This window comes from Corynebacterium sp. HMSC064E10 (assembly GCF_001812505.1).
Taxonomy (GTDB): Bacteria; Actinomycetota; Actinomycetes; order Mycobacteriales; family Mycobacteriaceae; genus Corynebacterium; species Corynebacterium amycolatum.
This window is the reverse complement of sequence record NZ_KV809173.1, coordinates 342,107-365,638: the sequence shown is the minus strand read 5'-3', so window position 1 is coordinate 365,638 and position 23,532 is coordinate 342,107. Positions and strand designations below refer to the sequence as shown.

Genomic DNA, 23,532 nt, shown 5'->3' with positions numbered 1-23,532 from the left:
CGACGGGTAAAATCAGCATTCATGATTACGCGAATGTCCCAGCTGTTCCTACGCACACTGCGCGAGGATCCTGCTGACGCCGAGGTCCCTAGCCACAAGCTGCTCGTCCGTGCCGGCTACATCCGGCGAACTGCCCCTGGTGTGTACTCCTGGCTGCCCCTGGGCTTGAAGGTTCTGCGCAACGTAGAGAAGGTTGTGCGCGAGGAGATGGAAGGCATTGGCGCACAGGAGCTGGCATTCCCTGCACTGCTCCCACGTGAACCGTACGAGGCGACGAATCGGTGGACCGAATATGGCCCCGAGCTGTTCCGTCTGAAGGATCGCAAGGGCGCGGACTACCTGCTGGGGCCGACGCACGAAGAGATGTTCGCGCTGGCTGTCAAGGATCTTTTCAGCTCCTACAAGGATTTCCCGACAACGCTGTTCCAGATTCAGACCAAGTACCGCGACGAGGCCCGCCCGCGCGCGGGTATTCTGCGTGGCCGCGAGTTCGTGATGAAGGACTCCTACTCCTTCGACATGGACGACGAGGGGCTGGCGAATTCTTATCAGCTGCACCGCGGTGCGTACCAGCGAATTTTTGACCGGCTGGGCATTAAGTACGAAATCTGCCACGCCACCTCTGGCGCTATGGGCGGTTCGGCCTCCGAGGAGTTCCTGGCTGTTAGCGAAAATGGCGAAGACTCCTTCGTAGTCTCCACCGACGGTGAGTACGCCGCCAACGTTGAAGCCGTGAGAATCCCGGCAGTCGAACCGCAGCCGATTGAGGGGCAGCCGGAGGCGAAGGTTTACGAGTCTCCGAACTGCACCACCATTGCAGCGCTTGTTGATTGGGCCAATGGCGCGGACCTCGGATGCGAGGTCACCGCTGCCGATACTTTGAAGTGCGTTCTCGTCGCCGTCGACCCGAAGAAGGTCGATAAGGAGGGCAACGCCCTGCCGGAACAGCTCACCGCAATCCTGGTTCCCGGTGACCGTGAGGTCGATGAAAAGCGTCTCGAAGTTGCATTTGAACCGGGTGAGGTGCGCTTGCTGGAGGACAAGGACTTCGCAGCCAATGACTTCCTGATTAAGGGCTACGTCGGCCCGCAGGGGCTCGCTGATCACGGCGTGAAGGTCCTAGCTGACCCACGCGTAGCGGAGGGCACGAATTGGATTGTGGGCGCCAACGAGGAGGGTAAGCACATCGTCGGTGTGGTCGCCGGTCGCGACTTCCAGATCGACGGCATTTGCGATGTCGCCGAGGTTCGCGACGGCGATCCGGCACCGGAGGAACACGGCACACTGAAGATTGAGCGAGGCATTGAGATTGGCCACATCTTCCAGTTGGGCCGCAAGTACACCAACGCCTTTGAAATTGACATCCTCGATGTCAACGGTAAGCGTGCTCGTCCGACGATGGGGTCCTACGGCATTGGTGTGTCCCGTCTGGTCGCTGTCCTCGCAGAACAGCAGTTGGATGAAAAGGGCCTCAAGTGGCCAGTTGCCGCAGCACCGTACAAGGTTCACATCGCTGTGGCCGGTAAGAACGCCGAAGCAGCTGAGGCCGCTGAACGTCTGGCGGAAGACCTCAGTCAGCAGGGCATTGAGGTGCTTTTCGACGACCGTCCGAAGGTCAGCCCCGGTGTGAAGTTCAAGGACGCTGAGTTGCTGGGTACGCCGTTTGTGGTCATCTTTGGCCGTGGCTACGCGGACGGCAAGGTGGAGCTGCGTAACCGCCTGACCAACGAGACCGACGAGGTCGCCGCTGACGGCATTGCAGATCACGTCGCGGAGTTGGTTCGCAAGGCTTAGAGTCCCGGCAGCGGCTCCAAGTTGTTGCCACCTAGCGCTGCCACTCCGGCGGCAGCCACGCCAGCTGCCTGCAGTGCGAACATACGTATCCGAGGGTTATTGGCAGCGAGCAATACGTCTTCCCACGCCTGGGCGCAATAGCGCTCCAACGCAATCATGTAATCGACGGGTGCCGTGTCCGGTGAAGGAGCATCTTCCGGCATATAGCCAGGTGCGCTCTTCGGCACCTCAACGTCGGAATCCTCCAAAATTAGCCGGGCACGATCGCGCAAAATACGGTGGCGCTCGCCACGAGCCAAAAGAGCAGTAGTGGTATCGCCTCCAACACGTGGTGCGGCGACGCCAACACCGTAAATCATCATGTATTCGGCTTGCAGTGCCTTAGTCATCTGTTCTCCGGCACCCGAGATTTCATCCCTGTCACTGGGAATCAATGGGACAATCTCCTCCCACTTAGCGCCCGCAGCACGCAGAGCGAGGACTATACCGCCATCGACAGCCGTGGCAAGGCGCGCAGTGTGCTCCTCCCGCAATGCAGTGCGTGAATCCAGAGCCTTCGTCAGTACTGGACTATTTCGCGAGTCCGTGAGCAGTAACTTCGCATCGACACCGGCAGCCAGGGATCCTGGGACTGCGACGTCCGAGCCGCATTCATCGACAGGTTTACCGTCCTTGCGGGTACCGCAGGCGCGTGTGATTTCCTTATCCAGTTCGGTGACCTGCGCGGAGCGCACAGCTGCGAGGTCAGGATCGGCGTCGGTAAGCGAATGTGCATCGCGCGCCGCCAGTGCGTGGAGAACCTCAATGGCGTAATCCGGGCGTGGTGCCACCAGATGCGAGCACGCGGAGAGCGCGGGAAGTGATCCCACGGCGAGGGCAGCAGCGAGGAAGCCACGGCGCGAGAGAGTGCGAGTGCGACGCGATGCGGAAGCAAAACTGGGGGCGGGAGGTTCAACAATCACCTCACTATGGTGCCACGGCGGGCGGCACTTTGTATCAATGCGGTGCGTGGCAAGTGCCCAGGTGCGCAATTCCTAGCACTTGACCTGTAGACTCTACGACTATGGCGATACCCGCACCCGAGAAAATTGAACAGTTTGTGAGCCCGGCGCTCGCACAAATCGGCCTGGCTGTGGAAGATGTCAAGGTCGTTCGCGCCGGCGCAAAGTCACAGGTCATTGTGTTGGTTGACGCAGATGAGCGTCCTGACCTCGATGTTCTGGAACAGGCCACGCATGAAGTATCTTCCGCTCTGGATGCCGCGGAGGCACGTGGCGAAGCCGACTTCGGCGCTCAGGGCTACACCTTGGAAGTTTCCACTCCTGGTATTGACGCACCGCTGACGCAGCCACGACACTGGCGCCGTAACCGTGGTCGCATTGCGGAAATTTCGCTTGCCGACGGTTCCGCGATTGCAGCCCGCATTGGTGCGCTGTCGCCGGATGAAGAATCCATCATTCTCGTCACCTCTAAAGGGCCAAAGGGGCGGTTGAAGGCTGTTGGTCAGCGTGTCCAATTAACCAATGTGGCCCGTGCAGTGGTACAAGTTGAATTCTCTAATCCGCCCGCAGCCGAGAAAGATTTTGCGGGACTAGACTATGACGATGCCTTGACCAGGCTGGAGGATAACAAGTGAAGATTGAATTAGCTGCCCTGCGAACCTTGGAAAGGGAAAAGGGTATTCCTGTCGACGAAATGCTGGGACTGGTCGCCCGGGCATTGCGTGAAAGTTACCGTAATACCACCGCACCGGCACAGTATGCGCGCGTCGAAGTCGACCGTGAGACCGGTGACGTCATAGTCTTTGCTCAGGAGCGAGACGACGAGGGCAATCTCATCTCCGAATGGGACGATACTCCGGAGGACTTTGAGCGTACCGCTGCATTCGCTGTTCGTCAGACCATCCTTTCGCGTCTGCGGGATGCGGAAAGCGACAAGGTTCTCGACGAATACGCAGACCTGTCTAACCAGGTCATTTCCGGCGTGGTCCAGCGCGATGTCTATGCCAATGAAAAGGGCATTGTCGTCGTCCACATCGGTTCGGAGGCCAATGGTCGCGACGGTATTCTGATGCCGGCTGAGCAGCTGCCAGGTGAGGAACTCAAGCACGGTGACCGCATCAAGTGCTACGTCGTCGGTGTGAACAAGACACCGCGGGGTGTTGCGATTCACCTGTCACGCACGCACCCGGAGCTCATTCGTAAGCTCTTCGAACTTGAAGTTCCGGAAGTTGCCGATGGGGCAGTGGAATTGATTTCGATTGCACGCGAGGCTGGTCACCGCACCAAGGTTGCTGTACGTCCCACGGTCAAGGGGCTCAACGCTAAGGGCGCCTGCATTGGGCCGCGCGGTCAGCGTGTGAGCTCGATTATGAATGAGCTCAAGGGCGAGAAGATTGACATCATCGACTACGACGAGGATCCGGCGAAGTTCGTTGGTAACTCGCTGGCGCCAGCCAAGGTCGTTAGTGTCAAGATTTTAGACATGGATGAGCGCCGTGCACATGTTGTGGTGCCCGACTACCAGCTCTCGCTTGCTATCGGCAAGGAGGGACAGAATGCCCGTCTGGCGGCTCGTCTGACCGGCTGGCGAATCGATATCCACTCCGACGCGGAGTAGACGCAACGTCAGCGTCCCAGCGGTTGCGAAAGTGGCGGGAAAGTGCCTAGGGGGTTGGCACTTTTCCGCCTTTTCGGGTTATGCTGGGAAGTGGCCAAACGACAAGGCGTGATTTTTCTATGCGAATTTTCGCGCTGAATTTCTTAGCAGGAAGGTGGGTGCGTCAGGAGTATGACGGCTTCGCGGGTGACAAACCCGAATTCGACAACTCATACACCTGCACCCACACGTACCTGTATTGCAACTAAGCAGCGTCGCAATTGCTCGGAGCTGCTGCGCATTGTCGCTACCACCCGTTCAGATGGCTCAGTAGCCGTCGTTGCTGATCCGCGTCGTCGGATGCAGGGACGAGGTGCCTGGATTACCCCAACACTAAAAGCTTGGGAGATCGCCGACAAGCGCCGTGCATTTGGCCGCGCACTGAAGGTATCTACGCAGGTAGATGCGTTTCCGGTTAAACAGTTTATCGCCACGCACTACGAAGCGGCGGAGGTTTTCGCCCCCGCTGGCGATGTGCGTGTCGCTAAGCAGGGAGGCAGGAAAAATGACAACAGAAAGACCTGAACACTGATGAGCACACGATGAAGCATCAGCGATGAACGGCAATAGATAAGAGGGAGCCCTGCAGGCGCTCTCGGTGCGTGGACGAATCCGCCATCGGGCGCTGCTCGGCCCCCACTAGTGAGGAGAGCAGTGTCCGGAAAGCTACGTGTCCATGAGCTCGCTAAGCAGCTCGGGGTCACCAGCAAGGAACTACTCGCCGAGCTGAAGGCTCAGGGCGAGTTTGTTAAGACCGCTTCTTCGACGGTGGAACCACCCGTCGTCAGGAAGATGAAGAAGGTCTACGAAGAGAAGAATGCTGGTGCAGGTGCTGACGCGTCTGCACAGACCCCAGCTACGAAGGCTGCAGCTAAGCCTGCTGCTAAGTCGGGTGCCAAGCCAGCAGCTAAGCCAGGCGCTAAGCCGGCTGCACCAGCGGCGGCAAAGCCAGGCGCTAAGCCGGCTGCACCAGCGGCGGCAAAGCCAGGTGCCAAGCCAGCAGCACCGTCCCGTTCGCCGAAGCCGGGACAGGAAATGCCACGCCCGCCGAAGCCTGCTGGCCCGAAGCCGGGGCCGAAGCCAGGCGCACGCGCACCGCGTGTGGCGAACAACCCATTCTCGACCGGCGGATCTTCCCGTCCGGCACCGCGGCCGTCCAACATGCCGCGTCCGCAGGGCGGTCCTGGCCGTCCGGGGCCGAAGCCGGGTGGACGCCAGGGTGGTCCTCGCCCGCAGGGCGGAAACGGCCGTCCGGGGCCGAAGCCAGGAGCACGTCAGGGTGGCCCGCGTCCACAAGGTGGACAGGGCCGCGGTAATAAGCCGGGCGGCAATCGCCCGACTCCGGCGATGATGCCTTCGCACCCGAACCCGGGACAGATGCCTGCAAAGGCAAGCCGCGGTGGCGGCGGCGGCTTCGGCGGCCGTGGTCGCGGCCCGGGTGGTCCGGGTGGTGGACCGCGCGGTGGTCGCGGCGGACGTCGCGGTGGAACTGCAGGTGCATTCGGGCGGCCAGGAGGCGCCCCGCGTCGCGGACGCAAGTCGAAGCGTCAGAAGCGCAACGAGTACGAGGCGATGCAGGCACCATCCGTGGTGGGTGGCGTCAAGCTGCCTAACGGTAAAGGCAAGACCATTCGCCTCGCACGCGGCGCATCGTTGTCTGACTTCGCTGAGAAGATCAATGCCGATGCCGCAGCACTGGTTCAGGCATTGTTCAACCTCGGTGAAATGGTTACGGCAACTGCATCGGTATCCGACGAGACCCTGCAGCTGCTCGGCGACGAGATGGACTACAAGGTCCAGGTTGTTTCGCCAGAGGATGAGGACCGCGAACTGCTTGAATCCTTCGACCTCCAATTCGGTGAGGATGAAGGCGACGATGAGGACCTGGAACAACGCCCGCCAGTGGTAACTGTGATGGGTCACGTCGACCACGGTAAGACGCGCCTGTTGGACACGATTCGTAAGGCCAACGTTGGTGGCCACGAGTCCGGTGGTATTACCCAGCACATCGGTGCCTACCAGGTGCCGGTGGAGCTCGACGGCGAGAAGCGCAAGGTTACCTTCTTGGATACCCCTGGTCACGAGGCGTTTACCGCCATGCGTGCTCGTGGTGCCAAGTCGACCGATATCGCGATTCTGGTTGTTGCAGCTGATGACGGCGTCATGCCGCAGACGGTTGAGGCTATTAACCACGCCAAGGCCGCTGATGTGCCGATTGTCGTTGCAGTCAACAAGATTGATAAGGAAACTGCAGATCCGCAGAAGATTCGTGGTCAGCTGACTGAATACGGTCTCACTGACGAAGAGTGGGGCGGCGACACTATGTTCGTCGATATTTCCGCTAAGCAGGGCCTCAACATCGATCAGCTTCTCGAAGCAGTGCTGTTGACTGCCGACGCTTCGTTGGATTTGCGCGCCAACCCGGATATGGACGCTCAGGGTGTCGCCATCGAGGCTCACCTTGACCGCGGCCGTGGTCCGGTGGCAACCGTTATCGTTCAGCGCGGTACGTTGCGCGTCGGTGACTCCATCGTTGTCGGTGACGCATATGGTCGTGTTCGCCGCATGGTCGATGAGTACGGCAACGACGTCGATGAGGCCGGTCCCTCCCGTCCGGTTCAGGTGCTCGGCCTGACCTCCGTGCCGGGTGCTGGTGACAACCTCCTGGTTGTTGACGAGGATCGTACGGCCCGCCAGATTGCAGACCGCCGCGACGCACGTCGTCGTAATGCACTGCAGGCACGTCGTCGCAAGCGCGTCTCCCTGGAGAACCTGGACGAGATCCTGAAGGAGACCAACACCCTCAACCTGATCCTGAAGGGCGACAACGCCGGTACCGTCGAGGCACTGGAAGAAGCCTTGCTCAAGATTGAGGTCGACGACGAGGTCGCACTGAACATCATCGACCGTGGTGTCGGTGCTGTTACTCAGACCAACGTCACGCTGGCTGCTGCGTCTGACGCCGTCATCATCGGCTTCAACGTTCGCTCCGAGGGCAAGGCCACCGAGGTTGCCAACGCTGAGGGCGTTGACATCCGCTACTACACGGTGATTTACCGTGCTATCGAGGATGTCGAGGCTGCTCTGAAGGGCATGCTCAAGCCGGTCTACGAGGAGAAGGAGATTGGTCGTGCAGAGATTCGCGCCATCTTCAAGTCCTCCGCAGTTGGCCTCATCGCCGGCTGTATGGTCGAGTCCGGCAAGGTCCGCCGCAACGCGAAGGCTCGCCTGGTTCGTGACGGCAACGTCATTACGGATTCGGCGACTATCGAGTCGCTGAAGCGAGAGAAGGACGATGCTACCGAGGTGGCAGCCGGTTACGAGTGCGGTATGGTGCTGTCTTACCCGGACATCCAGGTGGACGACGTTATCGAGGTCTACGAGATGGTCGAGGTTCCGCGCACGTAGCAACGTAGGCTAAACACTGCGTGAACTTTGATAAGGCGCTCCCTTCGGGGAGCGCCTTTTTGCGTAGCGTTTGGGCCAACGCTGCTTTTCGGGACCGACGACGTATACGACCTAATTGAGGACGCAGCGTTGGCGAATGATCCGCGTGCAAGTTGGTCACTATGCATCAATAGTGTTGTCGATTCGTGCCACTATACGACTCCCACCAGAGAATTAGGGGCAAGCTGCGAAGACTATGATTTTGACATGCAGCGGTTTTTCAGCTCGGGAAGATTGTTGGATTTCGAGGTACCGTTCGCTAACGGTGAACACGTCGAGGTACTACATCCGACGGATGTGGCTGAATGGGAACAAACCCATGGCAGCGTAGCGCCCAAGGATAAAAACGGTGAGGTAAGTTATCTTTTTCATCCGCTGGAGCTAGGTAATGCTGCGGTTAAATGGATTTTCGGTATCGAGGGAGAAACACCATTGCAGGACAGCGTGATGGATTCACTGCCTGACTGTTCTCATGTTAATGGGTTACCGATGTACAACTTCGTGGAGCGCCGTTAAGAGCATACGGGTAGGCCGTTAGCTGTAGGCAAAGATTCTGAGCTGCTCCCTGGCGTGACTTTTCCGACCGTTGAATTGGTGTGGGGCAGCGGGCTTTGCTTTTGAGGAGACCACGTTTCAGCTGCGCAATTCCGTGGTAGCGACCCCAAGCCGTCGATGACATCGATGATGGCGGCAGTGTTGTCGTGATGATTAATAGGCTATTAACAAAGGGCGAGCGTGCGGCGAAGCAAGTGGCTGCACCCGGTAGACGGGCTTAGGCGAAGTCGCGAAAAATGCGGTTCGAAGTTGAGTAGTGTTTTGCGTGTTAGTATTAGCAGTCCTTTGTATTGAACCGTTTTTGCCGGATCCCAAATGGGTCTTTGTCAGCGAAGGGGCACTTCAGGCCTCACGCTATATGGGGTCTAGCTACGAATGGTTGCGCACAGATATAGATAGATAGGGAGTAGCCGAAAATGGCAGATCCAGCACGCGCGCGCAGGCTGTCCAAGCGTATTCAGGAGATTGTCGCCAGCGCAATCGAGCGTGAGATTAAGGACCGGCGTCTGGAGTTTGTGACTATCACCGACTGCCGCGTCACCGGCGATTTGCACGACGCCACAGTCTTTTACACTGTGCGCGGACGTACACTCGACGAGGAACCGGACTACGAGTCGGCAGCAGCAGCGCTGGAAAAGGCAAAGGGGCAGCTGCGTTCCCTAGTCGGTCGTGGCACCGGTGTGCGCTACACACCGACGCTGGCTTTTGAGGTTGACACGGTGCCGGAGATCTCCGCGCACCTTGAGGAGCTGCTTGATAAGACTCGCGCGCGCGACGCGGAATTGGCTGAGCAGGCCAGAAACGCAAAGCCCGCAGGCGATGCCAACCCATACCGCGACGAGGAGTAAAACTCTCCACCGGCCACATCTATCGATGAAAGGGGCACCCACGTGACCACTTCTCCGCAGGCTCAGGAGCAGGCAGCTCACCAGCTTTCCCAGGCGATTAATCGCCGCATGTCCAAGCCGATTCAGCAGATGCAGGATATGCTTGCCGACGCTAAGAAAGTCGGCGTCATTGCCCATGTTCACCCTGATGCGGATGCGATTGGTGCCGCATCTGCGATGGTCATGGCACTTGTACAGCGTGGCATTTCGGCTGTCGCCAGCTACGGTGAGAGCGATTTGCCTGCCAAGTCGCTGCTGACCATCCCCGGATGGGAACGCTTCGTCGAGTACACGGACCTGGATGAAGACATTGACACGTGGGTGACTGTCGACTGCGCAAGCCCGGGGCGTCTCGGTGCGCTCGAAGATCGCGTGATGGCCTCCGATCGCGTTATCAATGTTGACCATCACGCGACCAACACTCGCTTTGGGTCCGTCAACATGATTGATGAACTCGCAGAGTCCTCGACCATGGTGCTCCTGGACTTCTTTGGGGTCTGGGGTATCAAGCTGACCACGCCGATGGCTCATGCTCTCTACGCCGGGCTGTTGACGGATACCGCGTCGTTCCAGTTCGGCCGTTCTCGCATGCACACTGCAGCGGCGCGCCTGCTGGATAAGGGGCTCGATCCGCGCACGATTGGTGCACAGCTGCTGGAAGAGCATCCGTTTGCCTACCTGCCGTTCCTGGGCACGGTGCTTTCCACCGCGACATTGGTGCCCGAGTGGGGCGACGGCGCAGGCCTAATCCACGTCGTCATTGAGTACGACCAGACCGCCGAAGTTGGCCACGATGAGATTGAATCCGTCGTGGACATTGTGCGTACGACCAATGCGGCCGATGTCTGTGCGGTACTTAAGGAGTATGAGCCAGGCCAGTGGGCGGTCTCGCTGCGTTCTCGCGAGCTTGTCGATGTCTCCCAGGTCGCCCTGGAAATTGGCGGCGGTGGCCACGAGCGCGCAGCCGGCCTGACTCGCGAGTGCAGCAAGGATGAGCTGTTGCAAGCCATCCTGGACACCAGCGATGTCGCAGCCCAGGCACGCCGAGGCACAAGCGAGGCCTAGGGGATTGTCGGACTCGCGAGAAACTCAGGAGCGCACTGAGATTGAGCAAACTGGCATAGAGCGAACCGGGCACAGTGCGAAGTCAGATGTCAGCCTTCGCGCAATCGTTTCGCTGGCGCTGCCAGCGTTGGGCGTTCTTGCTGCGCCCGCACTCTATGTGCTGCTGGATACGGCTGTCATCGGTCGGCTCGGAGCCGTCCAGCTTGCGGCGCTTGCTGCTGGTTCGACGGTATTTTCCGTGGTAACTACGCAGCTTACTTTCTTGGCTTACGGCACGACTGCCCGATCAGCGCGAGCCTTTGGCAGGGGCAACGTGGACGAGGCGGTCGAAGAGGGGGTGCAAGCGACGTGGGTCGCCATCTTTGTGGGCCTTAGCCTCTTTGCCATCATCGTGGGGTTGGCACCGGTATTTACCGGTTGGTTAGCTCCTCATCCGGAGGTCGCTCATGATGCCGGGCAATGGTTGCGAGTTGCTGCTTTCGCCATTCCGCTGACGTTGATTGCGCAGGCTGGAAATGGTTGGTTACGAGGTATCCAAAACACCCGCTCGCCGCTGCTATTTGTGCTCTCAGGCCTTGTTCCGGCCGCCATTGTGATTGTGCCTCTAGTCCGCGCCTTCGGTCTCGAGGGCTCTGCAATGGCCGTCCTTTTCGGCGAATTGATTACCGGCGGGCTGTTCCTCCGCAGTCTTTTCAAGGAGTGCTCTAACCGCAAGCTCTCCATGCGCCCGAATGGCGCCATTATCAAAAGCCAGCTGGTCCTCGGTCGCGATCTCATCGTTCGCTCCTTGTCCTTCCAGGTAGCGTTCCTCTCTGCCGCCGCGGTTGCTGGCCGCGTTGGGCCGACCACGCTAGGTGGGCACCAGGTCATGCTGCAACTGTGGAATCTGATCTCGTTGGTGCTCGACTCGCTAGCGATTGCTGCACAGACGCTCGTCGGTGCAGCGTTGGGCGGTAGCTCCACGGCCGTTGCCCGCTGGACTGGCAAGCGAGTTACTGTCTGGTCAAGCGTCATTGCTCTCGGCCTAGCGGCCGTCTTCGCAGTGGGTAATGCCAATATCGTCCGCATTTTTACCGACTCCATAGGCGTGATTGACGCAGTCACCGCCGGACCATGGTGGATTCTTGTCGCAATGATTCCTATCGGCGGTGTCGTCTTCGCGCTCGATGGCGTGTTGCTCGGCGCCGGCGATGCAGCCTTCCTCCGTAACGCCACCGTTAGCGCGGTCCTGTGCGGATTCCTCCCGCCGGTCTGGCTGGCTCAGGCATTTGGTTGGGGGCTGACCGGCGTATGGTGTGGTCTCTTGGCATTCATGATTCTGCGACTCATCTTTGTCGCTACCCGTTTCCGTGGAGAGAAATGGTACGGCATCAGCGCATGAGTGTGCTTGCCGACGTTCAGGAGTACCTGGCCGGGCATTTACCCGCCGGTAGCCGGCTGGTCATTGACTCCAATGCCGAGCGTCCTTTTAGTGATGCGGAATTGCAGCAGCTCCGTAGTGCTGAATTGAGGCTGTCTGATAGTGCAGCACCTGCTCGAATCCGTGATTTCACCCGAGGACGCCTCGCTGCACATGAGGCGTTGCAACGGCTAGGAGAGTCTGCCCCAGGTGGGATTGGCGTGTCGACCACTGGAGCGCCGCTGTGGCCGCGAGGAGTCGTGGGGTCAATTAGCCACTGCGACGGGGCCGTGGCAGCTGTGTCCGCGAGCGCTGAACAGCTGCAGGGGATTGGCATCGATGTCGAGGTCGAGCAGACTCTAGAGTTAGGAATCATCGATGCAGTCTTGCGCACTGACGAAGCTCGCCTGGATCCGCTGGTGCAATTTAGCGCCAAGGAATCAGTGTACAAACTCTGGGAGCCGATAGTCGGGCAGTGGCTAGACTTCGACGAAGTTTCCGTGCAACCGAGGAAGAGACGGATAGCAGCGCGAGGTTTTTCCCGAGGACTCGCAGGCGGACCTCTACAGCTAACATTTCACCGTGAGATTCCCGACGCCTTCCGCGGAGTAAAGGGCTTCTGGGCCCGCGGCGCAGGCGTCGTTGCCACCGCGGTGTGGCTCGAGCAGTGTTAAAAGCCTTGAGAAGTAGTTACAGCGTGGCCGGGCGTACCACGAAGACCGTCTTGGCCCGTTTGCCGGATTCTGTGAGCAGCGCCGGGACCTTTCCCGTCGGAGACACCGCCGCATAGACTCCAGGTTTTCCGATTGGCTCCAGCCACTTGCCCTGAGCCAAATCAGCCGCCTGCTGTTCAGTTATTTCGCGGGAATCAAAGCAACGCAGGCAGGCCGCGTCCAGACTCATCGGCAGCAAGGAAGCGGCGCGCTCCGGAAGGGGGCGTCGCATCTCAGTAATTTCTGGATTGGCGGTGTCGAATTGCTCGGCTTTCGCTGTGAGCTCGTCGATAGTCAATGCTTCTTCAATAGTGAAAACGCCGGCGGCAGTACGTCGCAGAGCGGTGAGATGACCACCGACTCCCAGTGCATCCCCCAAGTCACGAGCTAAGGCGCGGATGAAAGTGCCAGCAGAGCAGTCGACCTCCACGTCGATATCGATGCACTCCCCGGGACGGGAAGGATCGGAGTCGTGGCGGATGTCCAGAACCTCATAGCGGGTGATTGTCACCGGGCGCGCTGGGATATCGACCTTCTCGCCACGGCGGATGCGCTCGTAGGCGCGGACACCGTCAATCTTCACTGCGGATACCGCCGCAGGTTTTTGCATGATCGTGCCGGTGAACTTCGCAATTTCCTCTCGAACCATTTCATCGGTCACCGATGCCGCTGACGATTCGGAGAGCAACTCGCCTTCGGCGTCGTCGGTAAGTGTGGCAGCGCCGAGCCGAATGGTGGCTTGGTAGGACTTCGTGTCCGCGTGGACATGGGGTAGGAAACGCGTGCCGCGGCCGATGCCGAGGACGAGCACACCGGTGGCCATTGGGTCGAGGGTGCCGGAGTGGCCGACCTTCTTGGTGCGGAAGATTCGACGGAGTTTGCCCACTACATCGTGGCTTGTCCAGCCTTGGGGCTTGTCGACGATGACAATGCCGGAGTCTGCAATCGGATCGAAGTCGGTCATAGACGCAATCCTATGTTGCGCTATATGCGGTGTGTTAAACGGTGACCAGTTACACTAGCTCTTTGTGGAGATTTGGTATGGCTTGGACAATGCACCCGAAGACCTGGGGGACACGGTCGTAACCATCGGAGTGTTCGATGGTATTCATCTAGGGCATAAGCGCCTGATAGCTGCTGCGGTCAGTGACGCTCGCGCTCGTGGCGTGAAGTCGCTGTTGATGACTTTCGACCCCAACCCCGTAGCGCTGTTTGCCCCGGATAAGGTGCCGCCGGCACTGTCCACCGTGTCCCGTCGTGCCGAGCTGGCAGAAGCGGAGGGAATTGATGCCATGCTCGTCGTGCCCTTCGACAAGAACTTCTCCAGCATCCCCCCAGAAGACTTTGTACGCACCGTTATCCGCGACAAGCTGAATGCACAGGCCGTCTTTGTTGGCCAGAACTTCACCTATGGGCAGAAGGCCGCAGGTACTGCCGAGACTATGCCGGAGCACGGCCGTAAGTGTGGGGTCGACGTCACCATCGTCGACCTCCTCGACGTCACTGCCGCGGATTCGACCGAACGCGTTTCGTCGACACGTATTCGCGGTTTGCTTGCCGACGGAGCGGTGTCCGCAGCCGCCTCGTGTCTCGGGTACTTCTACCGTGTCGATGGTGACGTTATTCCCGGTCAGGGGCGTGGGGGAGCGCAGCTGGGTTTTCCGACCGCCAATATTGACTTCGCTGAGGGCTTGGCAGTCCCGGCTGATGGTGTCTACGCGGCATGGTTTACGGCTCAGCCGACGGCAGCCCGCCCGGAGCCGGACCCGAAGGGCGATATCGAGTTTGGGGTGCGCTACCCAGCAGCCGTGTCGGTGGGCACTAATGTGACCTTTGGAGACACTGATCGAACGGTCGAGGCCTACGTGATTGACCGTCACGCGGACCTCTACGGCATCGCCGGGCAGGTTGAGTTTGTCGATCGGATTCGCGGAATGGAGAAGTTCGACTCGGTCGAGGAGCTCATTGACCGGATGAACCAGGACGTAGTAGACACCGAGGCCATTTTGGCAAAGACCGATTAGCTGTTAAAGTAAAACGTCGGCTGTGACTGCGGTCCACAAGCAGTTGCGAGGAACCAGCTGCCAGACGCTGTTTGGTTCCGGGAAAGCCGAGAATGTGGACTGAAAAAACGACCATAATTTGATTCAAGGAGTTAGATTTACATGGCTTTGAACACTGCAGAAAAGGCTGAGATTCTCAAGGAGTTCGGCCTGCACGAGACCGACACCGGTTCCCCGGAGGCTCAGGTTGCACTGCTGACCGCTCGTATTCGTCAGCTGACCGAGCACCTGAAGTTCCACAAGCACGATCACCACTCTCGTCGTGGTCTGCTGCTGCTGGTCGGTCGCCGCAAGGGCCTGCTGCAGTACCTGCAGGACAATGACGTTGAGCGCTACCGTAAGCTGATCGAGCGCCTTGGTCTGCGCCGCTAAGGTTTCCCTTAAGGTCCTGTTTGTCAGAGCGTCATTGGTGTAAGTTGCTCTGTTAATTCAAGGCTTTTAAGCTTTTAGACCCGCCGTTTGGGTTTCCATTGGATGGAAGCTCACGGCGGGTCTTTTTGGTCACTTGTCGTTGTGGTATTCACTCATCGATGCGCTGTAGCGTGGCCACAAGTGAATACCTCATCGACATGTGGAGGGGGCTGATCGACAGCGTGCGCATAAGTGTCGGGGCACCATCGATAAGACACGGTAATTCGTCGACAAGACACGGTAATCCATCGATGAGTGAAGAGAAGTCATCGATAAGTGCCCCCGCTCCGCAAACTCCTAGAACCCCGCGTAGGTGCAAGAACCCAGATGGCAGTGAGAGATCTCCGATCCGTCCAATACGAGAACTTTCTGCGTTAGCTGGTAGAATGCGTGACGCAAACGAAGTTCATTCGATCTTTTACAGGCGACATCGATGATCGCCGCTATTTCTAGGAGTAAGAAACCTATGGCCAACAGCAAGGCTGTTGAATTTTTCTTTGATGAGGATTTCGGTATTACCGAGGCCGTTGCTACCATCGACAATGGTGATTTCGGCACCCGCACCATTCGCTTTGAAACGGGTCAGCTGGCTCGTCAGGCCGATGGTTCGGTGACCACCTACCTGGACGAGGAGACCATGCTCCTGTCCACCGTCACCGCTTCCAACCAGCCCCGCGAGGGCTTTGACTTCTTCCCGCTGACCGTCGACGTTGAAGAGCGTATGTACGCTGCGGGCAAGATTCCGGGTTCGTTCTTCCGCCGTGAGGGCCGCCCGTCCACCGACGCCATCCTGGCATGTCGTCTGATTGACCGTCCGCTGCGCCCGACCTTCGTCAAGGGCCTGCGCAACGAGGTACAGGTTGTCGTCACCGTCATGTCCTGGGATCCGAAGGATTGCTACGACGTCGTCGCAATCAACGGCGCGTCAGCTGCAACTCAGCTTTCCGGGCTGCCGGTTTCCGGCGCTGTCGGTGGTGTCCGCATCGCGCTTGTCGCCGATGACAAGCATCCGGAGGGTGCATGGGTCGCTTTCCCGACCGAGGAGCAGCACGAGCAGGCTCTGTTCGAGATGGTCGTCGCTGGCCGCATCGTCACCCGTAAGCGTCGCGGTAAGAACGTCGAAGATGTCGCCATCATGATGGTGGAGGCCGGAGCAGGGGAGACCGTCGTCAAGCGTATTTCTGACGGCGCACCGGCACCGACTGAGGACATCGTCGCCGCGGGCCTCGAGGCTGCAAAGCCGCACATCAAGGTTCTGTGTGAGGCACAGAAGGGGCTGGCTGAGCGCGCAGCGAAGGAAACGCAGGAGTTCCCGCTGTTCCCGGCATACAGCGATGAGATTTTTGATGCAGTCGAGAAGAAGTCTGCTAAGAAGCTGGCCAAGCTGCTCACCATCCCGGGTAAGCAGGATCGAGATGACGCCACCAACGAGTACATGGAGGACGTCGAGGGGCAGCTGCTGGAGCGCTTCGTCTCCGATGATGTCGACGAGCAGGCTGCATCTAAGCAGATTCGCGCTGCATACAACGCAGTGATGAAGCAGATTGTCCGTGAGAAGATTCTGGCTGAGGGCTTCCGCATCGATGGTCGCGGTGTTACCGACATTCGTGACCTGGGCGTTGAGGTCGGCTTGATTCCGCGTGCCCACGGCTCTTCGCTGTTTGAGCGCGGCGAGACCCAGATTCTGGGTGTCACCACTTTGGACATGCTGAAGATGGAACAGCAGATTGACTCGCTGACCCCGGTTACTTCCAAGCGCTACATCCATCACTACAACTTCCCGCCGTACTCCACCGGCGAGACCGGTCGTGTTGGCTCTCCGAAGCGCCGCGAGATTGGTCACGGGGCACTGGCTGAGCGCGCTCTGCTGCCGGTCGTGCCGTCCCGTGAGGAGTTCCCGTATACCATTCGCCAGGTCTCCGAGGCCCTTGGATCTAATGGTTCGACGTCCATGGGTTCGGTCTGTGCTTCGACTCTGTCGCTGTACAACGCCGGTGTGCCGCTGAAGGCTCCGGTTGCCGGTATCGCCATGGGCCTGGTTTCCGGCGAGGTTGACGGTGAGAACCGCTTCGTCGCGCTGACCGATATCCTCGGTGCCGAGGACGCATTCGGTGACATGGACTTCAAGGTCGCTGGTACTGCGGACTTCATTACCGCACTGCAGCTGGACACCAAGCTCGACGGTATTCCGTCGAAGGTTCTGGCCGATGCCCTGTCCCAGGCTCGTGACGCACGTCTGGCCATCCTGTCCACCATGGCCGAGGTCATCGAGTCTCCGGACGAGATGAGCGGTCTTGCTCCGAAGATCACCACCGTTAAGGTTCCGGCGTCCAAGATCGGTGAGCTCATCGGCCCGAAGGGCAAGACAATCAACGGCATCACCGAGGAAACCGGTGCTGATATCTCCATCGAGGACGATGGCACCGTATTTGTCTCGGCAACTTCCGGTAAGGCTGCGGACGCTGCAATTGAGCAGATTAATGCAATCGCTAACCCGCAACTGCCGAAGGTGGGCGAGCGCTACCTGGGAACTGTCGTGAAGACTGTCGCTTTCGGTGCTTTCGTCTCCCTGACTCCGGGCCGTGACGGTCTGATTCACATTTCCAAGCTCGGTGGCGACAAGCGCATCGAGAAGGTTGAGGATGTCATCAATGTCGGCGACAAGATTCAGGTCGAAATCGCTGATATCGACAACCGCGGCAAGATTTCGTTGGTTCCAGTCGAGGACGACTAATGCTTGGCGACGGAGGATGTGCTGTATGTAGCCTCCGACAACGCGAGTAGCGATGGCGCGGTTAGGTCACAAATTGACCTAACCGCGCTTTTGTTTTGGGTTAATCTCGGGTTTCGAAGGGATTAATTTTCGAACCCACGTGGAAGGTGATTTGCGCATGCAACTTGTCGCGCACGATCATGAATTCATCGACATTTCCGCCGGTGACTACGTCGCAAGTATTTCCCAGTTCGGTGGTGGCCCGAGATCACTGGAGTACTGTGGTCTGCCACTGCTGACAGACTATCCCAAGGGATTCAATCCACCGTTGTCCGCAGGTACGCTCCTGGCTCCGTGGCCGAACAGGGTCGCTGACGGAGTGTTTATCTTCGGTGGGGAAGTCCATCGGTTAGATATTTCGGAGCCGTCCCGGGCGAATGCTATTCACGGGTTTGTTGCAGATCGCATTTGGACCGTGGTCGATGCTGATGACAGCAGCGTCACCTTGCATGTGGAAGTTGAGCCGCAGTCGGGCTGGCCTTGGGAACTCGGTATGACCGTGCGTTGGCAAGTCACCGCTACAGACGGCCTATCGGCTGAGTTCACAGTGCATAATCGCAGCGATAGGGAGTGCCCGTTTGGTCTGGGCTGGCATCCTTACCTAAGCGCTTTGGGCGCTGATTTCGACAGTTGCACACTTCGGTTGCCCGTTGATAAAAACCTGCCACTGGAACCAATTCGAAACCTGCCCGCTGGCCCAGCGGTGCCAGCGGAGACAGTGATTCCCAGCCTTCGAGAGGGAGTATCTCTGGATGGGCTGTGGCTGGATCACTGCTTCCTTGCTGCCGAGGAAACAGCCGAGAATGGCTCACCGCGCCGTCGTGAAGCGCATTTGGTTGGACCAAATGGCAAGGGTGCTGTGCTCTGGGCCGATGATGAATTCCGGTTCTTCCAGGTCTATGTTGCCGACGCTGGACGACGAGAAGGATTCCCTGGGCACGGGAATGCGATTGCGGTGGAACCAATGACATGTCCGCCAGATGCGCTCCGCTCCGGAACCGGGTTGCTGCGACTTCAGGCTGGAGAGACAAAAACTCTTGCCATGGGACTGCGCGCGGAGACGGGCGGAAAATAGTTTTACTCAGCTCAGAGGACTGCAGCCCCCTCAACTGGGTTAAATCCGTCTTAATTAATTCACCTTGAATTAAGAAAGGAAACTACACTAGGGGACGAATGTAAAAGAATAGGTCTTCCTTTTGTGCAGGGTAGTGGCGATTTGCCCCTACGGTTTGCGGTAGGTCTAGCCACTTTCATGGCCATTGTTGGGCGTGCGCCATATCAGGTGCCGAAATAAGGGAAATCCCTATTCGTGCATTTTCTGAATACGTATCAACCGCCTAACCGCAAGGAGGCCGTCGTGATAGTGGCGCAATCAGCCTTAAGACTCGACGCGACATGGGTGGATTACTCCATCGTTGCTCTGTACTTCCTATTCGTCCTCGGTATTGGCTGGGCTGCACGAGCCAAAGTGTCCAGCTCCATTGACTTTTTCCTCTCGGGGCGCTCACTGCCGGCTTGGGTGACGGGGTTGGCGTTCATCTCAGCCAATCTCGGTGCCGTGGAAATCGTGGGCATGTCCGCAAATGGTGTGCAATACGGTTTCCAGACCATGCACTACTTCTGGATTGGTGCCGTCCCAGCCATGGTGTTTTTGGGCATTGTCATGATGCCCTTCTACTATGGCTCCAAGGTTCGCTCAGTTCCGGAGTTCATGCTGCGTCGTTTTGGTCCCGGTGCACACCTGGTCAATGCAATCTCTTTCGCTATCGCGCAGCTGCTGATTGCAGGCATTAACCTTCTGCTTCTGGCCAAAGTGGTCAATGCGCTACTCGGCTGGCCGCTGTGGCTGACGTTGGTAGTCGCCGCAGTCATCGTGCTGTCCTACATCACGCTGGGCGGACTGTCCGCAGCAATCTACAACGAGGTACTTCAGTTCTTCGTGATTGTCGCAGCTCTGTTGCCACTGACTCTGATCGGCCTGCACAGCGTCGGCGGATGGTCCGGGCTGAAGGAAAAAGTTGCCACTGAATCGCACTTCCACACTTGGCCGGGCACGGATATTTCCGGTTTTGATAACCCCGTGATTTCCGTCATTGGACTGGTCTTTGGCCTCGGCTTCGTGCTGTCGTTTGGCTACTGGACAACCAACTTCGTGGAAGTTCAGCGCTCCATGGCCGCCGACTCACTGTCGGCCGCCCGCAAGACTCCAATCATCGGTGCTTTCCCGAAGATGTTCATCCCGTTCATCGTCGTGCTGCCGGGCATGATCGCCGGCGCCACCGTCGCACCCATCATGGATCAGACCGCCAAGCCTAACGACGCAATTCTGTACCTAATGAGAGATCTGCTTCCCAACGGCCTGCTGGGCATCGCTATTGCAGGGCTGCTAGCAGCTTTTATGGCAGGTATGGCGGCGAATATTTCCGCGTTCAATACAGTCTTTAGCTACGACATTTGGCAGACCTACGTCGTGAAGAATCGAGCAGATGATTACTACCTCAAGGTTGGCCGTATCGCTACCATTGGCGCGACCGGCATCGCAGTGTTCACCGCACTGATTGCCGATAATTTCGGCAATGTCATGGACTACTTGCAGACTCTATTCGGCTTCTTCAACGCACCGTTGTTCGCTACCTTCCTTATCGGTATGTTCTGGAAGCGCATGACGCCGACAGCAGGTTGGACGTCTCTGCTTGCAGGAACGGGCGCTGCAATCTTGTACTGGTACATCTCCGAGTTCACGTCGGCAAGCGCAACTATCTTTGAGCTACCGGGGCAGGGCACTGCGTTCGCTGCCGCCTCCGTGGCATTCGTCGTCGATATTGTGGTGGCCGTCGTCGTTTCTCTCATGACAAGGCCGAAACCCGATGAGGAGCTGGTCGGTTTCGTCAAATCCGTCACCCCAAAGGCTCACTTCACAGACGCTGCTGAGGCAGAGCTGCCATTGCTACAGCGAACTGTTCCGCTGGGTATCTTGTGCCTGGTGATGGCCGTAGTTCTCAACATCGTTTTCGCATAGGAGCTAGTGAGAAATCATGTCACGGACGCAAAACAACTCAACTGTAAAAGCGACTGTCAGCGCCGGTAAAAAGAAAGCAGGTGCCTTTGACATTCGCAACGTCATTGGGGCGATGCTTGGTCTTTACGGCATCATTTTGCTGCTATCGTGGTTGTTCCTCGATCCTGGGGTCAACCCTGAGACCAATGTTGCCAAAGAGCCGACGTATAACCTGTACAGCGGAATAGCCCTGCTCCTCTTTGCAATCGTTTTCTATGCCTGGGCAAAACTACGCCCAACGGTTGTCGAAGAATCATAAGGAGGATAAATGACAACCGACGACCAGCACTCTCACGCTTTTTCGGTAACGCGCACTACGCTTGCCGACGGTCGCGAGCTAATCTACTTCGACGATGAACCGGACTATGTCTCGGGCAAGAAGACCCGAAAATTAACCGACGAACGTGATTTGCCACAGGCGATTACAGAGTCGGAGCTGCGCCAAGATCCGCTGACAGGTGATTGGTACTGCTACGCGGCACACCGCATGAACCGCACCTTTATGCCTCCTGCTGGCGAGAACCCCTTAGCTCCGACGCTGCCGGGACAACTTCCCACAGAGGTGCCTGCCAGCGACTACGACGTGGTGGTTTTTGAAAACCGATTCCCATCGCTTTCTATGCACATGGAAGTTCCGGATGACTTTGCTCAGACTGTCGACGGCGCCGAGATTTTCCCGCGGAAGCCGGCCTTGGCTCGGTGTGAGGTTGTCTGCTTTACCCCGAATGTTTCGGACTCCTTCCGGGATCTGACTTTCACTCGTGCTCGCACCGTTATTGAAGCGTGGGCGCACCGCACTGCGGAACTCAGCAAGCTCGAAGGTGTGCGGTTGGTGTTCCCCTTTGAAAACAGGGGCAAGGAAATTGGGGTAACACTGCAGCATCCCCATGGGCAGATTTACTCCTACCCCTATCTGCCATCTCGTGCGGCGGCCATCGCTGCACGCGCGAAGGCTCACTTTGAAACCACCGGCCGCGACCTTTTTGATGATGTCCTGGAGGCCGAAAAGGCTTCAGGTCGACGAATCATCGCAGAAGGGGAGTACTTCACCGCATTCGTCCCAGCTGCAGCTAAGTGGCCAGTCGAAGTCATGCTGATGGCAAATCGCGCTGTCGGTGACTTCCAGGAGCTGACCGATGCGGAAAAGGACGAACTGGCAGCAATGTATCTTGACCTGCTGCGACGTATTGACCGATTCTTCCCCGGCATCGATAAAACGCCGTACATCGCTGCCTGGAACCAAGCTCCGGTAGGCGAGGATCACCAGTTTGGGCGCCTCCATTTGCAGCTCTATTCCATGATGCGCTCTGCAGGACGCATGAAATTCCTCGCTGGTTCAGAGTCCGGGCAAGGAGCCTGGATTTCGGATACAACACCAGAGGCAATCGCTGACCGCTTCCGGGAGCTTGGCCAGACTCGCTGGCTGCGCACTCGTCCCCATAAGCAGGCCGTATCTGATGTAACAGAGCAATTTCGGCGCAGCTTCGGTTCGGAACCACAGGGTGTCTTTCGCGCCCCAGGCAGAGTCAACCTAGTTGGCGAACATGTCGATTATGCCGATGGCATCTGTCTGCCATTCGCGTTGGCGCAGAGTACTTTTGCAGCGGTGGGTGCTCAGAATGCCAGGGACTCGTGGACAGTGCGAATCGTTTCGGACTTGATGGACAAGGACGATGCCGCAGACGGTGACAGGCCGGTTAATATCGCAATGTCCGATGTCGGTCCGAACTCTCCTGCAAATTGGACGGGATACGCAGTTGGCACTATCTGGGCTATGCGTGAGGCAGGGCTGTTGCCTGCAGATTGCCCAAGCCTTGACATTGCGATTTCTTCCGATGTGCCGGTCGGCTCTGGGTTGTCTAGCTCCGCCGCTCTGGAGTGTTCTGTCGGCGTTGCAGCCTTTGAACTCGTCCACGGTCGTGCACCAAACGATGAAGAGCAGCAGGGAATTGTTGAGGCGGCTATCCGCGCAGAAAATGAGGTCGTTGGTGCCTCTACCGGCGGTCTGGATCAGCGTATATCCATCAAGGGCAAGGAAAAACATGCACTGGCCATTGACTTTGCGAAGAGTTCTGACCAGCTTGTCAAGGCTGCTTTCGCAGACGAGGATCTAGAAATTTTGGTGATCAACACCAATGTTCGACATAGTCTCTCGGATGGTCAGTATGCGACGCGTCGCGGAATCATTGATGCCGTGAAAAATGGTGTTGGGGCATCTGATTTCCGCGGCCTGGATGATGCAGTTGGTGCTGCTATCAATTGGGCGAAGGAGAACGTCCCAGCTGAGGCAGATAGGGATCAGTGGGTTGATACGGTGGCGCGCCGAGTGCGTCACGTTGTTACCGAAATTGACCGGACGGCACAGGCGATTGAAAAGCTTTCCGAGGGGGACTTCGAGGCTTTTGGCACTTTGATGGTGGCAAGCCATCTTTCGCTGAGGGATGACTACGAAGTTTCCTGTCCAGAGCTGGATATTGCTGTAGACGTAGCGCTTGAGCAGGGCGCGCTCGGTGCCCGAATGACTGGCGGTGGCTTTGGTGGCAGTGCCATTGCGCTGCTGCCACACGACCGTGTCAATGCTGCAGCGAATGCAGTTGCGTCGGCTTTCCGTGACCGAGGAATGCCGGAACCGGAGTTTTTCGTTGGAAATCCGGGGCCGGGAGCAAGCCGCCTAGTCTAGGCGGTATTACTCCCGGTCTCGGGGGGGGG

General features: G+C 58.2%; 19 protein-coding genes. 17 read left to right on the top strand and 2 right to left on the bottom strand.

Translation table 11 applies throughout. From position 1 onward, the window contains the following. The first annotated feature begins 21 nt into the window (after window positions 1-21). On the top strand, window positions 22-1,794 hold the full coding sequence (locus tag HMPREF2860_RS03405) for a proline--tRNA ligase (protein ID WP_038628703.1): 1,773 nt from the start codon (window positions 22-24) through the stop codon (window positions 1,792-1,794). Here the strand turns inward: HMPREF2860_RS03405 and HMPREF2860_RS03400 are convergent. Beyond that, entirely contained in the window at window positions 1,791-2,756 is a 966-nt protein-coding gene (locus HMPREF2860_RS03400; protein WP_224786669.1) for a DUF4439 domain-containing protein, read from the bottom strand. The genes HMPREF2860_RS03405 and HMPREF2860_RS03400 overlap by 4 nt on opposite strands. A gap of 101 nt (window positions 2,757-2,857) precedes the next feature. Between HMPREF2860_RS03400 and rimP the strand changes: the two genes are divergently transcribed. The 9 genes from rimP to HMPREF2860_RS03355 all read left to right on the top strand — a co-directional run bounded on the left by rimP (window position 2,858) and on the right by HMPREF2860_RS03355 (window position 12,479). Next, window positions 2,858-3,430 carry a ribosome maturation factor RimP gene (gene rimP / locus HMPREF2860_RS03395; protein ID WP_038628707.1) on the top strand — a complete coding sequence of 191 codons (573 nt, stop codon included), beginning with the start codon at window positions 2,858-2,860 and terminating at the stop codon, window positions 3,428-3,430. Next, entirely contained in the window at window positions 3,427-4,413 is a 987-nt protein-coding gene (gene nusA, locus HMPREF2860_RS03390; protein WP_070628587.1) for a transcription termination factor NusA, read from the top strand. The genes rimP and nusA overlap by 4 nt, the downstream gene beginning before the upstream one ends. Before the next feature lie 171 nt (window positions 4,414-4,584). Beyond that, the gene (locus HMPREF2860_RS03385) at window positions 4,585-4,977 is read left to right on the top strand and encodes a YlxR family protein (protein ID WP_038628710.1); all 393 of its coding nucleotides are present in this window, start codon (window positions 4,585-4,587) and stop codon (window positions 4,975-4,977) included. A 129-nt stretch (window positions 4,978-5,106) separates the two neighbouring features. Beyond that, entirely contained in the window at window positions 5,107-7,860 is a 2,754-nt protein-coding gene (gene infB, locus HMPREF2860_RS03380; RefSeq protein WP_070628586.1) for a translation initiation factor IF-2, read from the top strand. 129 nt (window positions 7,861-7,989) lie between these two features. Then, window positions 7,990-8,415 carry a hypothetical protein gene (locus tag HMPREF2860_RS03375; protein ID WP_210386746.1) on the top strand — a complete coding sequence of 142 codons (426 nt, stop codon included), beginning with the start codon at window positions 7,990-7,992 and terminating at the stop codon, window positions 8,413-8,415. 455 nt (window positions 8,416-8,870) lie between these two features. Continuing rightward, window positions 8,871-9,302 carry a 30S ribosome-binding factor RbfA gene (gene rbfA / locus HMPREF2860_RS03370; RefSeq protein ID WP_016422588.1) on the top strand — a complete coding sequence of 144 codons (432 nt, stop codon included), beginning with the start codon at window positions 8,871-8,873 and terminating at the stop codon, window positions 9,300-9,302. Between the two features lie 42 nt (window positions 9,303-9,344). Continuing rightward, window positions 9,345-10,406: a DHH family phosphoesterase gene (locus HMPREF2860_RS03365; protein ID WP_038628714.1), complete on the top strand. Its 1,062-nt coding sequence runs from the start codon at window positions 9,345-9,347 to the stop codon at window positions 10,404-10,406. A 4-nt stretch (window positions 10,407-10,410) separates the two neighbouring features. Next, a complete protein-coding gene (locus HMPREF2860_RS03360) occupies window positions 10,411-11,787 on the top strand; it encodes an MATE family efflux transporter (RefSeq protein WP_080972860.1) in 1,377 nt (458 codons plus the stop codon). Further along, window positions 11,766-12,479: a 4'-phosphopantetheinyl transferase family protein gene (locus HMPREF2860_RS03355; RefSeq protein WP_038628715.1), complete on the top strand. Its 714-nt coding sequence runs from the start codon at window positions 11,766-11,768 to the stop codon at window positions 12,477-12,479. The genes HMPREF2860_RS03360 and HMPREF2860_RS03355 overlap by 22 nt, the downstream gene beginning before the upstream one ends. Before the next feature lie 16 nt (window positions 12,480-12,495). Here the strand turns inward: HMPREF2860_RS03355 and truB are convergent, their stop codons facing one another. Next, window positions 12,496-13,482 carry a tRNA pseudouridine(55) synthase TruB gene (truB, locus tag HMPREF2860_RS03350; protein WP_070628585.1) on the bottom strand — a complete coding sequence of 329 codons (987 nt, stop codon included), beginning with the start codon at window positions 13,480-13,482 and terminating at the stop codon, window positions 12,496-12,498. Window positions 13,483-13,546: 64 nt separating this feature from the next. Here truB and HMPREF2860_RS03345 point away from each other — a divergent pair, with 64 nt between their 5' ends. From HMPREF2860_RS03345 to galK, 7 genes are all read left to right on the top strand, one after another. Further along, the gene (locus tag HMPREF2860_RS03345; protein ID WP_038628719.1) at window positions 13,547-14,542 is read left to right on the top strand and encodes a bifunctional riboflavin kinase/FAD synthetase; all 996 of its coding nucleotides are present in this window, start codon (window positions 13,547-13,549) and stop codon (window positions 14,540-14,542) included. 141 nt (window positions 14,543-14,683) lie between these two features. Continuing rightward, complete coding sequence (rpsO, locus tag HMPREF2860_RS03340; RefSeq protein ID WP_016422594.1) at window positions 14,684-14,953, top strand: 30S ribosomal protein S15; 270 nt, start codon at window positions 14,684-14,686, stop codon at window positions 14,951-14,953. Window positions 14,954-15,458: 505 nt separating this feature from the next. After that, on the top strand, window positions 15,459-17,726 hold the full coding sequence (locus tag HMPREF2860_RS03335) for a polyribonucleotide nucleotidyltransferase (RefSeq protein WP_038628721.1): 2,268 nt from the start codon (window positions 15,459-15,461) through the stop codon (window positions 17,724-17,726). A 157-nt stretch (window positions 17,727-17,883) separates the two neighbouring features. Next, a complete protein-coding gene (locus tag HMPREF2860_RS03330; protein ID WP_049181206.1) occupies window positions 17,884-18,840 on the top strand; it encodes an aldose 1-epimerase family protein in 957 nt (318 codons plus the stop codon). 282 nt (window positions 18,841-19,122) lie between these two features. Then, a complete protein-coding gene (locus HMPREF2860_RS03325) occupies window positions 19,123-20,784 on the top strand; it encodes a sodium:solute symporter family protein (RefSeq protein ID WP_187402601.1) in 1,662 nt (553 codons plus the stop codon). 16 nt (window positions 20,785-20,800) lie between these two features. After that, on the top strand, window positions 20,801-21,082 hold the full coding sequence (locus HMPREF2860_RS03320; protein WP_038628733.1) for a hypothetical protein: 282 nt from the start codon (window positions 20,801-20,803) through the stop codon (window positions 21,080-21,082). Window positions 21,083-21,091: 9 nt separating this feature from the next. Further along, window positions 21,092-23,503, top strand: coding sequence for a galactokinase (galK, locus tag HMPREF2860_RS11390; protein WP_081914019.1), 2,412 nt, complete (start codon window positions 21,092-21,094; stop codon window positions 23,501-23,503). The last annotated feature ends 29 nt before the right edge of the window (window positions 23,504-23,532 follow it).

What these genes read in the sequence shown, in the direction of transcription:
- HMPREF2860_RS03405 (WP_038628703.1), top strand. Translation starts at nt 22, where the DNA reads ATGATTACGCGAATGTCCCAGCTGTTCCTACGCACACTGCGCGAGGAT.
- rimP (WP_038628707.1), top strand. Translation starts at nt 2,858, where the DNA reads ATGGCGATACCCGCACCCGAGAAAATTGAACAGTTTGTGAGCCCGGCG.
- HMPREF2860_RS03385 (WP_038628710.1), top strand. Translation starts at nt 4,585, where the DNA reads ATGACGGCTTCGCGGGTGACAAACCCGAATTCGACAACTCATACACCT.
- rbfA (WP_016422588.1), top strand. Translation starts at nt 8,871, where the DNA reads ATGGCAGATCCAGCACGCGCGCGCAGGCTGTCCAAGCGTATTCAGGAG.
- HMPREF2860_RS03355 (WP_038628715.1), top strand. Translation starts at nt 11,766, where the DNA reads ATGGTACGGCATCAGCGCATGAGTGTGCTTGCCGACGTTCAGGAGTAC.
- truB (WP_070628585.1), bottom strand. Translation starts at nt 13,482, where the DNA reads ATGACCGACTTCGATCCGATTGCAGACTCCGGCATTGTCATCGTCGAC.
- rpsO (WP_016422594.1), top strand. Translation starts at nt 14,684, where the DNA reads ATGGCTTTGAACACTGCAGAAAAGGCTGAGATTCTCAAGGAGTTCGGC.
- HMPREF2860_RS03335 (WP_038628721.1), top strand. Translation starts at nt 15,459, where the DNA reads ATGGCCAACAGCAAGGCTGTTGAATTTTTCTTTGATGAGGATTTCGGT.
- HMPREF2860_RS03330 (WP_049181206.1), top strand. Translation starts at nt 17,884, where the DNA reads ATGCAACTTGTCGCGCACGATCATGAATTCATCGACATTTCCGCCGGT.
- HMPREF2860_RS03320 (WP_038628733.1), top strand. Translation starts at nt 20,801, where the DNA reads ATGTCACGGACGCAAAACAACTCAACTGTAAAAGCGACTGTCAGCGCC.
- galK (WP_081914019.1), top strand. Translation starts at nt 21,092, where the DNA reads ATGACAACCGACGACCAGCACTCTCACGCTTTTTCGGTAACGCGCACT.